13 protein-coding genes and 2 pseudogenes are annotated in these 15139 nt (G+C 65.1%); 7 read left to right on the forward strand and 8 right to left on the reverse strand.

The genetic code is table 11. The annotated features are described in order from the left end of the window. Positions 1–41 precede the first annotated feature (41 nt). Positions 42–1736 (reverse strand): bifunctional diguanylate cyclase/phosphodiesterase, encoded by a 1695-nt coding sequence (locus ACFLEY_RS45755; protein WP_060909479.1) that lies wholly within the window; start codon positions 1734–1736, stop codon positions 42–44. A gap of 221 nt (positions 1737–1957) precedes the next feature. On the opposite strand from ACFLEY_RS45755, the gene ACFLEY_RS45760 reads away from it, so the two are divergent. After that, entirely contained in the window at positions 1958–2218 is a 261-nt protein-coding gene (locus ACFLEY_RS45760) for a hypothetical protein (protein ID WP_038965203.1), read from the forward strand. 6 nt (positions 2219–2224) lie between these two features. On the opposite strand, the gene ACFLEY_RS45765 is transcribed toward ACFLEY_RS45760, so the two are convergent. The 3 genes from ACFLEY_RS45765 to mtgA form a co-directional block, all read right to left on the reverse strand. Then, positions 2225–2869, reverse strand: a complete 645-nt coding sequence (locus ACFLEY_RS45765) for a hypothetical protein (RefSeq protein WP_028172628.1) — start codon at positions 2867–2869, stop codon at positions 2225–2227. A 158-nt stretch (positions 2870–3027) separates the two neighbouring features. Further along, positions 3028–3210: a 50S ribosomal protein L32 gene (gene rpmF / locus ACFLEY_RS45770; RefSeq protein ID WP_007598106.1), complete on the reverse strand. Its 183-nt coding sequence runs from the start codon at positions 3208–3210 to the stop codon at positions 3028–3030. 168 nt (positions 3211–3378) lie between these two features. Further along, positions 3379–4053 carry a monofunctional biosynthetic peptidoglycan transglycosylase gene (gene mtgA / locus ACFLEY_RS45775; protein ID WP_211434331.1) on the reverse strand — a complete coding sequence of 225 codons (675 nt, stop codon included), beginning with the start codon at positions 4051–4053 and terminating at the stop codon, positions 3379–3381. A gap of 161 nt (positions 4054–4214) precedes the next feature. Here mtgA and ACFLEY_RS45780 point away from each other — a divergent pair, with 161 nt between their 5' ends. Both ACFLEY_RS45780 and ACFLEY_RS45785 read left to right on the forward strand, forming a co-directional pair. Then, positions 4215–5138, forward strand: coding sequence for a polyprenyl synthetase family protein (locus ACFLEY_RS45780; RefSeq protein WP_011083768.1), 924 nt, complete (start codon positions 4215–4217; stop codon positions 5136–5138). Positions 5139–5145: 7 nt separating this feature from the next. Continuing rightward, the gene (locus tag ACFLEY_RS45785) at positions 5146–5832 is read left to right on the forward strand and encodes a DUF1345 domain-containing protein (protein WP_028172626.1); all 687 of its coding nucleotides are present in this window, start codon (positions 5146–5148) and stop codon (positions 5830–5832) included. A gap of 152 nt (positions 5833–5984) precedes the next feature. On the opposite strand, the gene ACFLEY_RS45790 is transcribed toward ACFLEY_RS45785, so the two are convergent. Beyond that, a complete protein-coding gene (locus ACFLEY_RS45790) occupies positions 5985–7802 on the reverse strand; it encodes a caspase family protein (RefSeq protein WP_211434330.1) in 1818 nt (605 codons plus the stop codon). 96 nt (positions 7803–7898) lie between these two features. On the opposite strand from ACFLEY_RS45790, the gene ACFLEY_RS45795 reads away from it, so the two are divergent. Beyond that, the gene (locus ACFLEY_RS45795; protein WP_026192128.1) at positions 7899–8963 is read left to right on the forward strand and encodes an IS630-like element ISRj1 family transposase; all 1065 of its coding nucleotides are present in this window, start codon (positions 7899–7901) and stop codon (positions 8961–8963) included. Positions 8964–9077: 114 nt separating this feature from the next. Here ACFLEY_RS45795 and ACFLEY_RS45800 read toward each other — a convergent pair. Then, positions 9078–9497 (reverse strand): annotated as a pseudogene (locus ACFLEY_RS45800) (GFA family protein); the annotation flags it as partial. Between the two features lie 94 nt (positions 9498–9591). Between ACFLEY_RS45800 and ACFLEY_RS45805 the strand changes: the two are divergent. From ACFLEY_RS45805 to ACFLEY_RS45815, 3 genes and pseudogenes are all read left to right on the forward strand, one after another. After that, positions 9592–9966 (forward strand): nuclear transport factor 2 family protein, encoded by a 375-nt coding sequence (locus ACFLEY_RS45805; protein ID WP_011083764.1) that lies wholly within the window; start codon positions 9592–9594, stop codon positions 9964–9966. 193 nt (positions 9967–10159) lie between these two features. Continuing rightward, positions 10160–11021, forward strand: a pseudogene (gene bla, locus ACFLEY_RS45810) (class A beta-lactamase). A 45-nt stretch (positions 11022–11066) separates the two neighbouring features. Beyond that, a complete protein-coding gene (locus tag ACFLEY_RS45815) occupies positions 11067–12677 on the forward strand; it encodes a Na+/H+ antiporter (protein WP_011083762.1) in 1611 nt (536 codons plus the stop codon). A gap of 224 nt (positions 12678–12901) precedes the next feature. Here the strand turns inward: ACFLEY_RS45815 and ACFLEY_RS45820 are convergent, their stop codons facing one another. Next, positions 12902–13705: an N-acetylmuramoyl-L-alanine amidase gene (locus tag ACFLEY_RS45820; RefSeq protein WP_060909481.1), complete on the reverse strand. Its 804-nt coding sequence runs from the start codon at positions 13703–13705 to the stop codon at positions 12902–12904. A gap of 3 nt (positions 13706–13708) precedes the next feature. Next, on the reverse strand, positions 13709–15046 hold the full coding sequence (locus ACFLEY_RS45825) for a Rieske 2Fe-2S domain-containing protein (protein ID WP_011083760.1): 1338 nt from the start codon (positions 15044–15046) through the stop codon (positions 13709–13711). Positions 15047–15139: the final 93 nt, after the last annotated feature.

Here is a 15139-nt window from a genome sequence, read left to right on the forward strand (position 1 = left end):
GGAGGGGAAGCGAGATCGCAGCGCGATTAAACGATGAACTCCTACCCCGCCGCAGGCAGCGCGCTGTCCGGCGGCGCACTCCACGGGCGTTCGGCTGACGCCAGCCCGATCAGACGGCCCTGGATGTAGTCGCAACCCCAGTCGCGCAGCATGTTTGCGGCCTCGTCGTCCTGCACCCATTCGGCCACCGTCTTGATGTCGAGGCGGCGGGCGAGGTCGATCAGGGTCTGCACGAAGGCGCGATCGTCGGCGGAACGGGTGATGTTCTGCACGAAGGCGCCGTCGATCTTGACGATGTCCACGCCGAGCTTGCGCAAATTACGGAACGAGGTGTAGCCGGCGCCGAAATCGTCGATGGCGATGCGGCTGCCGAAATTCTTCAGCCGCGTGACGAAACCGCGGACATCGTCGATGTCCTGGATCGCGACCGTTTCGGTGATCTCGACGATCAGCCGCTCGGCGACCCCGGGATGCGCCAGCATCAGCGACTCGATTCCCGCCCACCAGTCCGGATCCATGGTGGTGTCCGGCGAGATATTAAGGCTGAGACTGACATCGGGCGCGGCCGCAAGCTCGGCGACCACGAGCTCGAGCACGCGGTGATCGACCAGGCGGATCAGGCCGAGGCGCTCGGCAACCGGCACGATGTCGGGCGCGAGCAGCACCTGGCCGTCACCCTGGTCCATCCGCACCAGGCATTCATGGAATGCGCGCTCGCGCGAGACGGCCGAGACCACCGGCTCATAGGCGAGCTTGATGCGGCGCTCGTTCAGTGCGGTGACGATCTCGTCGGTGACGCGGATGTTGACGCGGCGCTGCGCGTCGCGCGTGGCATCCGGACGCCACGCTGCAAACGAGCCGGCGCGGCGGCGCTTTGCGGCGTCCAGCGTCTCATGGGCGCGGTTGACCGCCTCGTCGGTGTTGCGGGCATAGCGCGGCACGCTGACCGCGCCGATCGACGCGGTGACCGAGACCGGGCCGGATTTGGTTGGCACCACCTCGTCCCGGATGCCGGCGAGGAAACGCTCGGCGGCGACGTTCATGTCGTCGATGGTGCAGTTCTTCAGGATCAGGCCGAACTTGTTGCCGGAGAAGCGCCCGAGCACGTCGCCGCCGCGCAGCCGCGCGCGAATGCGTTTGCCGACATCGAGAATCACGGCATCAGCAACGTCGAAGCCGAAGGCGTCGTTGACGCGGGCGAGATGATCGATGCCGACCAGCATGAAGGCCGCGGTCGAGCGGAAGCGGGTCGTCTCCTCGATCGCCTCGGCCAGCGCCGCGATCAGATGCGAGCGGTTGAGCTCGCCGGTCAGCGGATCGAGCCGGGCCAGCCTGGTCAATTCCTCGTCGCGGGCGTGGCGCTCATTGTTGATGCGGACGGAGCCGATCGCGCGGACCGGGCGGCCGTCGGGGCCGGCGAACCAGCGGCCGGTCTCCTCGACCCAGACCACGGGATCGGAGGCGCTCATGCGCACGCCGTATTCGACCCGGTAGGGCGTGCCGTCGGCGCCGTGCACGGCGGATGTCTGCGCCAGCGCGGCGGTCCGCAGCGACGGCGCGGGTTCGATCAGCTTGGCGAATTCGGCGCCGGTCGCAAGCCGCTCGGCGGGGATGCCGGGGAAGACGGCGCCGGCGTGCTCCCCCCAGACGATGACGTCGCTGGCGATGTCCCAGGCGAACACGGCCTGGCCGAGCGCGGCCAGGATGTCGGAGGCTTGTGGCAATGCGGGGGTCAAAATCGCCTCATTTCGGGACAGCGGGGAGTCCTGAGCCGGCACAGGATAGAGCCAGATTCGCCCCCAACCCTAGGCAAAGTTGATAAACAATTTGGAAACCATGTTTCGGGGCAGCGCGGAACCAAACCGGCCCGGCCGGCATAGGCCTTGCGAGTACGTGACTCGCACCGGCGCCCGCGTCCCGAAACGCGACGATCTTCGCCGGATCAACGGTGATTGCGATGTTGAGTACTGATCGATCGGACTTGGCGGACTACGGCACAGGCTCGGCCCTCGTGCCGCTGCTGCCGACGTTGCAGTGGGTTATCAAGGCGCCGCTGCCTCGCCCCGATCCGAGCTTCGTCACCCAACTCATCGCCAATGCCGAGCATTTGCCCCAGGCCAGCCGGCTCCGCCGCGCCTCCCCTGAAGATGCGCGGATGGCCTATGGCAGCAAGCGCCCGCTCGGAAGCGTCAGCGCGCGCACGCGGCAGGTGGCTTGAAATCGATCAGCGCGGCGTATCCGGCGACGACGGCGTGCCATTGCCCGGCTGCAGATGCGGCGAGGGAATTTCCGGCGAGGGCGGGCTCACCGGCTTCGGCGCCGGATGGTCCATCAGCACGGATTCGGCGACCGATTGCGCGGTGGGCGCGGGCGGCACCGGGGCTGCTTGCGGTGCCGACACCGGCTCGAATTTGGGCTCGGACGCGACGTCATCCGCCGGCGCCTCGGCCTGGCGCTTGGCCTTGCGCGGCGCGGGCACCGTCGTCTCGGCGACATAGGTGACGCGGCGGCGCGTGCGCTGGGCGATGCCGCCGAGGAAATCGGCCATCGCGAGCAGCACCAGCAGGAAATAGGTGGAGTTGCCGAATTTGGGCCACATCACGAATTCGGCGGCGGCCGCGCCGAACACGATCAGCGACAGCAGATGATCCATCAGGAATTTCGAGCCGGGCCGCGCGCCTTTGACCACCTCGAGCAGCAGCAGCACGATACCGAGCGCAAGCATCAGATCGGCGAGCGTGACCGGCCAGGTCTCGCCCGTGATCATCGGCACCTTGAACAGCACGTCCGAGAAGGACACGCTGGGCATCAGGAAGGCGATGATGTTGTAGACCGCGAGCGGAATCAGGAGCAGCGGGAAACCGACCATCGGCGAAATGCCTTCTCGATCAAGATATCCGGACAGAACAATGCAGCGGCGAAGCATTCGCTCCGCCGCCGTCACCGTCATATCTCATGGGTTGGCCGAAATCAGGCAGGTCACGTCATCCTGATTGAGGATAACCCTGCCCGAAGAAGAGTCCGACCTCAGGACTCTTTCTTCTTCAGGACCTGACGGCCCTTGTACATGCCGGTCTTGAGGTCGAGATGGTGCGGACGACGGAGCTCGCCGGAGTCCTTGTCTTCCACATAGGTCGGCTTCTTGATGGCGTCTGCCGAGCGGCGCATGCCACGGCGCGACGGCGAGGTTTTTCTTCTCGGAACGGCCATTTCAATATCCTCTAGGGATTGGTGTCATCAGGGCATCGTCCGCGAGGGACGGCTCAGCACCCGCAATACGAGGCGAGCTGAATGCCGATCAAGGCCGCGCTTATAGAGGAAGGCTGGCCGCAAAGCTAGGCTCTTGGGCCGGAAAATGCGCCCGAAAAGGGCCCGAAATCAGCGATTTTCTCGCCAGCAGGTCGCAAGCGTCGAGGCCTGCGCCCTTGCCACATAGGTCCCGGCGAGCCGCCGGACGCCCGGTCCGGGGGTCCTGGCGCTGCGTTTGACCGGATTCGGCAGGATCGAGGCCAGAAGTGCCGCCTCCCGGGGGGAGAGGCTGGCGGCCGATTTACCGAACGCATAGGCACTGGCCGCCTCCACCCCAAACTGGCCCTGCGGACCGAGCTCGGCGATGTTGAGGTAAATTTCCAGGATCCGCGGCTTGGGCAGGACGAAATCGATCCACAACGCCAGCGGGAATTCCAGCGCCTTGCGGATGAAGTCCCGCCCCTGCCAGAGGAGCAGGTTTTTCGCCACCTGCTGGGTGATGGTGGAGGCGCCCCGGAAGGCGGTGCCGTCCTCCTTCGCGTCGTCGATCGCCTCGCGCAACGCGCCCCAGTCGATGCCGTGATGCTTGCAGAAATGAGCGTCCTCGGCCGCCACCACCGACCGCGGCAGGTAGGGCGACATCGCCGCGAGATCGATCCATTCCCGCTGCATCGGCGCGCCCCGCAAGCTGCGCCAGGCCATCAGCGTCGAAACGGGATGGCCGGTGCGGTAGAACGGCGCGATCACATAGGGCGCGAGAACCACGACCGCGAGCGCTACCAGCAGGATTTTAACGATGCGCAAATCGACCTTTCCGGCGCAAAATGAAACGCAGCCACGGGCCCAGCCATTAAGTCTGTGATAATTCGGGTCTTTTCCAGCACTTTTTAGGCCTTCCAAACGATTGACTGAGGCGGGCTCATAAAGGATTGTCCCGCCGAATTTTAGTTCTGGAGCCCTTCTTGATGACCGGCACGTCCCCGTCCGATTTCGCCAAACGTCTGGACAAGACCGCTGATGACACCGAGGCCCTGCTCGGGCGCCTCCTCGCGGACGACATCCTGCCCGATGAAATCGCCCGTCCCAAGCGACTGATGGACGCAATGCGCTATTCGAGCCTGAACGGCGGCAAGCGCCTGCGGCCGTTCCTGGTGGTTGAAAGCGCAGCCGTGTTCGGCGTGCCGCGCGAGGCGGCGCTGCTCGCCGGTGCGGCGCTCGAATGCATCCACTGCTACTCGCTGATCCATGACGACCTGCCGGCGATGGACAATTCGGACCTGCGCCGCGGCCGGCCCACCCTGCACAAGAAGACCGACGACGCGACCGCGATCCTCGCCGGCGACGGCCTGCTGACGCTCGCCTTCGATATCGTCACCCGCGACGAGATCCATCGCGACGCCAATGTACGGCTGCTGCTGACGCGCGCGCTGGCGCGCTGCGCCGGCATCGGCGGCATGGTCGGTGGCCAGATTCTCGACCTCGCAGGCGAAGGCCGCTTCGGCGGCAACGAGCCGATCGATGTCGCCCGCATTCAGCAGATGAAGACCGGCGCGCTGCTGCGCTACGGCTGCATCGCCGGCGCGATTCTCGGCCAGGCCACGGCCAAGGAATATCAGGCGCTCGACGATTACGGCCGCGCGCTCGGCGAAGCCTTCCAGATCGCCGACGATCTGCTCGACGTCGAAGGCGATGCCGCGGCGCTCGGCAAACCTTCGGGCCAGGATGCTGCGCTCGGCAAGACCACCTTCGTCACCCAGCTCGGCATCGAAGGCGCCAAGCAGCGCGTGCGCGACCTGCTCGCGCGGGCCGACAGCGCGGTCTCGATCTTCGGCGACCGCGCCGCCGTGCTGCAAGCCGCCGCGCGGTTCGTCGCCGAGCGCAAGAACTGACCGGGCGATGACGGGCGTCGACAAGGAAGATCCCGTCCTCGCGCGCTTCCAGAGAATGTCGCGGCCGATGCGCGTGATTTACGCGCGGCCGCGGACTTTCATTTCACTCGGCTTCGGCATTCTGGTCTGCCTGCTGCTGCCCGGCTCCCTGCGGCTGGCGACGCGGCTCGTGCTCGGCTGGGATGCGCTGATCGCGGCCTATCTGGTGCTGGTCTACGTGATGATGCTGAACAACGACCACCAGCACATCCGCCGCAACGCTGCGATGCAGGACGACGGCCGCTTCGTGATCCTGCTGGTGACGGCGATCGGCGCATTCGCGAGCATCGCGGCGATCGTCGCCGAGCTCGGCGCCCATCGCGGCGCCACGGAGCTGACGATCGCGATCACCACCATCGCGCTGTCATGGGCCGCCGTGCATACAACCTTCGCGCTGCATTACGCCCATGATTACTATCGGCACCCGCCGGGCGGGTTGCAATTCCCGAGCGGCGACAAGGAAGATCACGCCGATTATTGGGACTTCGTCTATTTCTCGTTCGTGATCGGCATGACCGCGCAGGTCTCCGATGTCGGCATCACCGACAAGACCATCCGCCGCACCGCGACCGCGCACGGCATCATCTCGTTCATCTACAACACGGCCTTGCTGGCGCTGACGGTGAACATCGCGGCGAGCGCGATTGCGACGTAACGTCGTCCCGGCGAAGGCCGGGACCCATACCGCGTGATCTATCGTATGAGAACGGTGCGAGTACCGAAGACTCTATAGATCATAGCTAATCTTCGCCAAACCACTTCCTGTGGTTATGGGTCCCGGCCTTCGCCGGGACGACACCGTGCCCTTCAATTACACACCTCGGCGTTGGCATCGTTGCCGGGGCCGCCGCCACCGCGATACTCGAGATGGCAACCGCGGTTGACCGGACGGCAGCCGCCATTAGTGCAGAAGACCTGCCCGCCGCCTAAGGCGCGCCGCGCACCGGTCGCGATGCCGGCAGCGGCGCCGCCCAAGCCCCCGAGGCCGCCCGCGGCGCCGATCTGCGGACGCTGCCGCGCCGGGCGATCCTCGCTGTCGTCGCGCCGCGAGGTCGCGGGTTTGGAAGCCGTCGGCTTGGCGGCGCGCTTCTTCTCGCATTCGTTGTCGTCGTTCAGCGCATAGCCGTCGCCGCAGACGATCCTGGTGCACTCGTCGCCGTCGGCCTTGAAGCCGTGCTCGCAGACCAGCGGGCAGACGCGCGACGGCTTCGACTTGACCGTATCGAGCGCATCGGTGCTCGCCACCTTCACGTCGAGCTTGGTGCCGGCATAGCGGTTGAACTGCGACAGCGACCGCTGCGAAGACGTGTTCCAGTTGCCGTCGGCCTGGCCCGAGAAACAGCCGACGCGGCCGAGCTCGGTCTGGACCGAGCGGCTGAGATCGGCCGGCGTGGTCGCCGGCGTCAGGGACGCAACGTTGGTGCCGGCCGGGCTCGCCGTGCTGGCCGGCGCAGCGCTCGGGGCCGCGGCGGCAAGGTTGACGCGCTGCTGCTCGGCGGCGGCCGCTTGCTGTTGCGCCTGCTCCTTCGCCTTCTGGGCGGCAAGCTGCGCCTGCTCGGCGGCCTTCGCATCGGCCGCGGCCTTGGCCTGCGCATCCTTCTGCGCACCGACGGCGGCAAGACGATCGCGCTCGGCCTCGGCCTGCTTGGCCTTCTCGATCGCCGCCGCATGGGCCTGCTCGGCGCCGATCTTCTCGAGCTGAAGCTTGGCGAGGCTGGAATAGAAACCGTCGGGATGCTGGGCGAGGAAGGCGTCCCATGCCGCCCTGTTGCCGACCTGGAGCGCGAGCTCGTAGTCGCGGCGGATGTCGGCCTGCGGGTTCGCCACGGGCGACGCTGCAGCCGCCACCTTGACCGGCACCAGCGGGACGTCGGCGCCGCCGAGCGAGCCATAGACGAACGGCTCCTGCTTGTTGCCGGTCGACTTGAGCACGTCGTCGCGCACGAAGCCGAAGGCGCGGCGGACATCGAGGCCCGGCGTCGTCAGGTGCTTCGACAACGCAACCGTAAACGGGCTGTTGGCACCGTCGCCGTCCTGCGCCGTGAAGCCGGCCTTGGCCGAATAGGCAATCAGCGTGTTGGGGCTGCTCGGCTCGACCTGGGCGAGGCCCCGGCCGATGCCGCGCGAAGCCACCGAGCGCTTCATGGTCTTGCCGAACGGATTGTCGCGGCAGGCATCCAGGATCACCAGGCGAAGCTGCTTGGCGGGTTCGACGGCGACCAGGACGCGGTCGAGCGAGAGTGCTTCGTCATAGACGTCGGTATCGCGCTCGAGCCTGGCGTCAACGGGGATCAGATAATTGGAGCCTTCGACCTCGATGCCGTGACCGGCATAGTAGACCACGGCGATGTCGGCATCGCGGGTCGCGTCCGCGAAGTCGCGCAGCACGCGCCGCGCCTCGAGGGCCGACAGATCGTGCCGGGAATCGACAATGTCGAAACCGGCATCCTTCAGCGTCTTCGCCATCACCGAACCGTCATTGACAGGGTTGGTGAGTGACGGCGCGTGCTGATAGGCCGAATTGGCCAGTACCAGCGCCACGCGCTTTCCGGCAAAAGCAGGTTCTGCGCCGAACAGCAGCGCGAGGGCGAGGAGAAGCGGGCAAAGTCTGAGCAAATTGCGCATGACACGAATTCCGAAGTTCAGGGCCGTTCGAGCCCCCCTTTGGGATCGTTCTAGTACCCACTTTTCTTGGAACGTGAGTCGTGATTCAAGGTCGGGATGATACCCGAAGCAAGAGAAGTCCACCTTTCGAGGAAAGATCGCAAGGTGCTTGAGGCGTGCTGTCGCTCACCGGTGACGTTGCAGCGCGATTTGAAGCGGGCGCGGATAGTTCTGTTGGCGGCGGATGGGCGCAGCACCCGGTCGATCGCCAAGGAAGTTGGGGTCCAGCCGCGGATTGTCAGCCTTTGGCGGCATCGCTATGCCGACCATGGCCTTGAAGGGCTGCAAGACAAGCCGCGGCCTGGCAAGCAGCCGATCTATACGAAGACGACCGACAAGCGGATTCTGAAGCTGCTGGATAAGCCGCCACCGCAAGGGTTTGCGCGCTGGACCGGCCCCCTGCTGGCCGAGGCGCTGGGCGATGTCGATGTCCAATATGTCTGGCGGTTCCTGCGCAGCCACAAGATTGACCTGGTGGCTCGCAAGTCCTGGTGCGAGAGCAACGACCCGAACTTTACGGCCAAAGCCGCCGATGTTGTCGGCCTCTATGTCGCGCCGCCGGCGAAGGCCATTGTGCTGTGCGTGGACGAGAAGCCCTCGATCCAGGCTTTGGAGCGAGCGCAGGGTTATCTGAAGTTGCCCAATGGCCGCGCCTTGACCGGCCAAAGCCACGATTACAAGCGGCATGGCACCACAACATTGTTTGCGGCGCTCGAAGTCGCCACCGGAAAGATCATCGCGACCCATTCAAAACGCCGGCGCCGCGTCGAGTTTCTCGATTTCATGAACAGCGTCACCGCGGCTTTTCCGAACCGCAAGCTTCACGTCATCCTCGACAACCTCAACACCCATAAAAAGAACGAGGACTGGCTCAAGGCCCACCCCAACGTGCAATTTCATTTCACGCCGACAAGTGCGTCATGGCTCAATCAGGTCGAAGTATGGTTTTCCATCTTGCAGGGGCAGTCGCTCAGCGGCACCTCCTTCACGAGCCTCAAGCAGCTTCAGGAACACATCGATGCCTACGTCAACGCATACAACGACAGAGCCGAGCCCTTCGTCTGGACCAAGAAAAAGGTCCGTCAACGCCGTTTCAAAGGCCGCCGTATCACTCAGCTCTGATTCCGGGTACTAGCAGGCTCCAGCGCCGGTGCTTGTCAGATCGAATGCCCCCTTTGGTTCGTCGCGCCAGCGCCGTCGCGGTTCGCTGGGGTCCCGGCCGGGTTCCCTCATCCGTCCCCGGTGCCCCCGATATTGCGGCAGATTGTCCGTAATCTCATGCCAGGGCGCCTTCGAACCGACGAAAATGTGGGCGCTCGGCCGGATCGAGGGGGCATCGACCAGGGTTCCCATCGCGACATGGACCCATTTTCCGTCGCGCACCCGGGAATAAAGCAGCGAGCCGCAACGAGCGCAGTGGGCGTCATGGGTGGTGTCGTCCCCGAAAATGATCCGCTGGTCGTCACCCCGGACGATGCGGAGCTTCTCTTGCGCGATGCCGGCGAACGGCTTGAAGGCGGAGCCGGTGGTGCGACGGCAATTCGAACAGTGGCAGTTCATTGCGTAAGAGAATTGGTCCGCGACCTCGTAGCGCACGGCGCGGCAGTAGCATTCGCCGGTGAGGATACGAGCATTCGAATTTTCTGATCCGGTCATGGCAACGCCTGCGTGCAAATGGTTGACACACCCATAGCGCATTTTTATGCGTACGACTAAATTCCCGCCGAGCCATCATTCAAAGGGATGACCCATGAGCCAGAATCGTTCGAGCGTCGAGGCCGTCGTGCAAAGCTATTTTGACGGGCTCTACGAGGGCGACGCCGACAAGCTCGGCGACGTATTCCATCCGTCCGCCGATCTGCGTTGGGTGGAAAAGGGCGAGCTGAAGATCCTGACCGTGCCGGACTGGCTCGCCTGGGTGCGCAAGCGCCCCTCGGCCAAGGCGGAAGGCAAGCCGCGCGAGGATTTCATCGTCACCATCGACCGTTCGGACGACAAGACCGCCTTCATCAAGGTCCGGTGCCAACTGCCGCCACGTTTTTTCACCGATTATCTGGTGGCGATGAAGCTCGCCGACGGCTGGCAGATCGTGTCGAAATCGTACCGGTATGACCTGAGGGAGTGAGGGAGCCTCAATCTCCCGCTGCCCAATATCTGCCGCGCTCGATGCCCATCCTCCGTCATTGCGAGCGTAGCGAAGCAATCCAGAATCTCTCCGCGGAAACACACTGGATTGCTTCGCTACGCTCTCAATGACGATGTGGGACAATCGTGCGCGACCTTCCCTCCCCCTGTTCCATCTGTCCCAAAGGTCCCCCATGCTGCTCGACCGCCGCTCCCTCCTCGCCTCGCTGTGCTGGATGGCCGCCACTCCCGTGCTCGCCGCCGACGCGCCGCCTGAGCTCGAAGCCTATGAGCGCGAAAGCGGCGGACGGATCGGGCTCTATGCGGAGAACCTTGCAACCGGCGCGAAGATCGCCTGGCGCGCCGACGAGCGGTTCGTCATGTGCTCGACGTTCAAGGCCTCGCTCGCGGCCTGCGTGCTGGCGCGGGTCGATCGCGGCGAGGAGCAGCTCGCGGCCATGCTCCCTTACGGCCAGGCCGACCTGCTGAGCTATGCGCCTGTTGCCAAGCAAAATCTCGCGGCCGGCAAGATGTCGGTCGCCGAGATGTGCAAGGCGATCGTCGAGCTCAGCGACAACACCTGCGCCAATCTGCTGCTGGCACGGATCGGAGGGCCGGCCGCCCTCACGGCGTTCTGGCGATCGCTTGGCGACACCACCTCACGGATCGACCACAACGAGCCTGAGGTCAATAAGTCAGCGCCCGGCGATCCCCATGACACCACGACGCCGGCCGCGATGGCCGGCAATCTGCGGCGGCTGGTGACGGGCGAGGCATTGTCGCCGGCGTCGCGCGCCCAGCTCACCGAATGGTTGGTGGGCTGCAAGACCGGTGCGAACCGGCTGCGCGGCGGCCTGCCCGCGAGCTGGACCATCGGCGACAAGACCGGCAACAACGGCAAGGACGCATCGGGCGATATCGCGGTCGCCTGGCCCAAGCCCGATACTAAGCCCGATGCGCCGATCCTGATCGCGGCCTACACCCAGGGCGGCTCGCCGGCAGATCGAGGCCGTGTTCGCGCGCATCGGACGCATGGTGGCAGGGCGCCTGGCGTAAGGCCCCCGCATTGACCTCTTGGCCGCTTCCGGGCGAAGACAGGCCATGATCGCAGCGAAATTCCAGACCTTCCTCATCCTGCTCGCGGTGCTGGCGGGCACCGCGCTCGTCGCCCGCCGTTTCAACATCGCGCCTGCGATCTTGCTGATGCTGTCCGGTGTCGGCCTCGCCTTCGTGCCGGGCATGCCGCCGGTGGAACTGCCGCCGGAGCTGGTGCTGCTGATGGTGCTGCCGCCGCTGATCTACTCGGCGAGCGTCGCCATGAGCTGGCGCGAGTTCCGGAACAATCTGCGCCCGATCGTGCTGCTCGCGGTCGGCGCGGTGATCTTCACCGCGGCGATGGTGGCGGCCGCCACGCACTATTTGATCGGCCTGCCATGGGCCATCGGTTTCCTGCTCGGGGCCATCGTCGCGCCGCCCGACGTGGTGGCGCCGCTCGCGATCGCGCGGCGGCTCAACATACCGCGCCGCCTCCTGGTCATACTCGAAGGCGAAGGGCTCGCGAATGACGCCACCGCGCTGATCCTCTACCGCTTCGCGCTCGCCGCCATCATGGTCGGCCATCTATCGCTTCCGATGGCGGCCGGCGAGTTTGTCCTCATTATCGCCGGAGAGATCGCCTTCGGCATCGGCGTCGGCTGGCTTTCCCTGCGCTTCCGCAGATGGGCGAAAGATCAGCAGGTCGAGCTGACGCTGTCGCTGATCACGCCTTACGTCTCCTACTGGCTGCCCGAGCATGTCGGCGGCTCCGGCGTGATCGCCACCGTCGCCTGCGGCCTCTATGTGAGCTGGAACGGCCCGCTGCTGATCTCCTCGGCGACACGCCTGCAAGGCATCTTCTTCTGGGACCTCATCATTTACCTGATCGAGGGCCTGCTGTTCCTGCTCACCGGCTTCCAAATGCGCGCGCTCTACGAGAAATCGAAGGCGTTCCCGCTCGACGACATTCTCATCGCGACCGCCGTCGTGCTGACGATCATTGTGACCGCGCGTTTCGCCTGGCTCTATCCCGCGACCTATCTGCCGCGGATCCTCTCCAAATCGCTGCGCAAGCGCGACCCGTCGCCGCCATGGCAATGGCCGTTCGTGCTCGCCTTCACCGGCGTGCGCGGCGCGGTGTCGCTGGCGGCGGCGCTGGCGCTGCCGTTCACGCTGCCTGATGGCAATGCCTTTCCGTATCGCGACCTGATCCTGTTCGTCGCCTTCGGCGTCATCTTCGTCACGCTGATCGGCGTCGGACTGACGCTGCCGCCGGTGGTGCGCTGGCTCGGCGTCGCCGAAGCCGGCCGCAACGAGCATGTCGCCGAGCATGAGGCCGAGATCGCGGCACGCCGCCAGGCGCTCGACGCTGCGCTGAAGTCGCTCGATGCGCTGACCGAGGCGAAGGAGGTGTCGGACGAGGTGATGCGGCTGCTGCGCGCCCGCCACGAGATCCGCGTCAACCAGCTCCCTGATTCACTCGATCCCACCCATCACGACGTCTCCGCCGCCGGCACCGCGCTGACCCGCGAGCTGATCGCCGCCGAACGAAAATTCATCCACGACCTCCTGCGCGACGGCCAGATCACCGACGAGACGCGGCGCCGGATCGAGCGGGATCTGGATCTGGAGGAGGCGAGTCTGGCGAACCGGGAGTATCGGGGCGTGCCGCTGTAGTGCGCTGTCGGACAGCGATACGGGTTGGCTGCGCGACGTCAATCTCCTTGCGTCGTCCTGGACAAGCGAGCAGAGCGAGCGAAGATCCAGGACCCATTACCACAGGGAGCAGTTTGACGAAGACTCGCGGTTGCCAGCATGGCTCCGCGACCTCTCCTTGGGGTAATGGGTCCTGGCTTTCGCCAGGACGACGACGGTGAGCATCGCGACGCCCGATGTCAGCACTACCGCCTCTCGCAAAACTCCCCCATCGCCGCCGCGACGGCTCCCGCGATCATCTCCTGCCGCTCCGGCGAGTTCATCGCCATCTCCTCGTCGCGGTTGATGATCGAGCCGGCTTCGAGCAGCACCGCGGCGCTGTTCGTTCGCGACAGCACGACGAGCCCGTCGTAGCGGTAGACACCGAAATCCCTGTCCAGCAATTGGCGCCGGTAGCGCCCCATCACCGGCAATGTGTATTGGCTGGCATAATGCAGGCCCTGCTCTTTCAACTGCCGGCCGATCATCCGGGCCAGCAACAGGCTGGTGGCGAAGTGCGAATTGCGTTCGGATACGAACAGCGAATGGCCTGAAAACCGATCGCTGAAATAACTCATCGCGCCGTCGAATTCCCAGGTCTCGAGCAGCTTGTCCGGCACCGAGTCGTGATGGATCGACAGCAGGAGATCGGCCCGGCCGTCATTCGCGGCACTGACGCGCTTGAACAGGCTCGGCCGCGCCTTGCCGTCCGTCACGAGCAGGCGGGTTGCGGCAAAGCCTTGGTCCCTGAGTTTCGCCGTGATCAGCTTTCCGAGCCGGAAGTTGAAGCCGAATTCCGTATCATTGCGCGCGCTCAGCGCGCCATAGGAGTCCGGGGTGTGCCCGACATCCACGACGATCCGGAATTTCGGCATCTGGCATTTGGCCGGTGACGCCGGCGGCTTCGTCATTGTTCGCGCGGCAGCGGCATGTCCGCGCTCGACAGGGGCAAGCGACGACAGCAGGGTCGACGCGACCAATCCGGCGATGATGCTGCGCAATTGGCCCAAGCGCTACTCCGCTGCTGCGACCTTGGGACGGCCGACGAAGCCCGCGACATCGCCAAAACGTTCCAGCATCACCGCGGGCAGGTCCTTGGCCTTGCTGGTGACGCAGGCGCCGGAGCGCACCGCGTAGCGATCCTGATGCGCGGCCTGCGGCGGCGCTTCGCCGCGCTGGAGCGCGCGGGCCAGATCCATCACGACTTTCCGGAAATGCATGATGCCGAGATCGGTCGGGCCGAGATGCTCGCGGGTGCGGTCGGCGATCGGCCCCTGGCTGTCCTGCACGGCGGCGTCCTGCTCGGAGACGCCCTTGATGCCGGTATAGCTCCTCGTCTTCTGGAGCTTGCGATCGATCAGATAGTCGTTGCCCTTGTGGCGCAGCGGCACGTAATTGTCGTCGACCTCCGCGATCACGCCATTGCCGCGGTCATAGGCGTCGCGTTCGGCCTGCGTCAGCGGCCGCTCCGGATTCCAGGCGTAGGTGTAGATCCAGCAATTGGTATCGCTGACCGGCACGAAGGTCTGGCCAAAGATGTTCTCGCCCGGCATCGCGCTCGGTGCGTAGGCGTGGAACGGCATCAGGAACTGCGCGATCCGCCAATAGATGTTGTCGCTGCCGGTGAGCCGGCCACCGGCAATGGAGAGGCCGGCGTCGTGCGGGGCGATCTTGATCACCGGCCGCGGGTCCTCGGCGATCCAGCGCATGTGGTCGCTCGACATCCGCGCGATCGGATTCACAAAATGCTTCTTGATGTCGAGGATCTCGTTCTCCTCCTTGTCGAAGGAGAGATGCGCAAAGGTGAAATGCGCGGTGTCGATCGAGCCCTCCAGCGCCTGCACCCAGTTGCAGTCCTGCCATTTCTTGCTGACGTAACGATGCGAGGCCGGCAGCATCGCCATTTCGAGATCGGGCAGCTCGGGCATGACGTCCGCCGGGCCCATATAGGCCCAGATCATCTCGCCCCATTCGCGCACCGGATAAGACTTGATGCGGATGAGATCCTTGGCGTTGAGATCGGGATAGGAGGTCGGCATGTCCACGCAGCGACCGTCCGTGTCGAACTTCCAGCCGTGATAGACGCAGCGGATGCCGCATTCCTCATTGCGCCCGAGCCAGAGATTGGCGCCGCGATGCGGGCAGTATTGATCGATGACACCGACGACGCCGCGCGAATCGCGGAAGGCGAGCAGCTCCTCGCCGAGCACGACGATCTTCTTCGGCTCGCCATCGGCTTCAGGAAGCTCCTTCGACAGGAGCACAGGAATCCAGAAGCGGCGCAGCAGCTCGCCCATGCCCGTCCCGGGGCCGGACTCGGTCAGGAATTTATTGTCCTCTGCGCGGAGCATGGAAAATCCTCCCGATTTGTTTTTGGGAAGATTGGCGCGGACGTGAGACGACGTCAACGCAAGAACGGTTTCGTAGGGTGGGCAAAGGCGCGC

Origin of the sequence: Bradyrhizobium sp. YCK136, assembly GCF_044570075.1 — a bacterium.
GTDB lineage: Bacteria > Pseudomonadota > Alphaproteobacteria > Rhizobiales > Xanthobacteraceae > Bradyrhizobium > Bradyrhizobium diazoefficiens.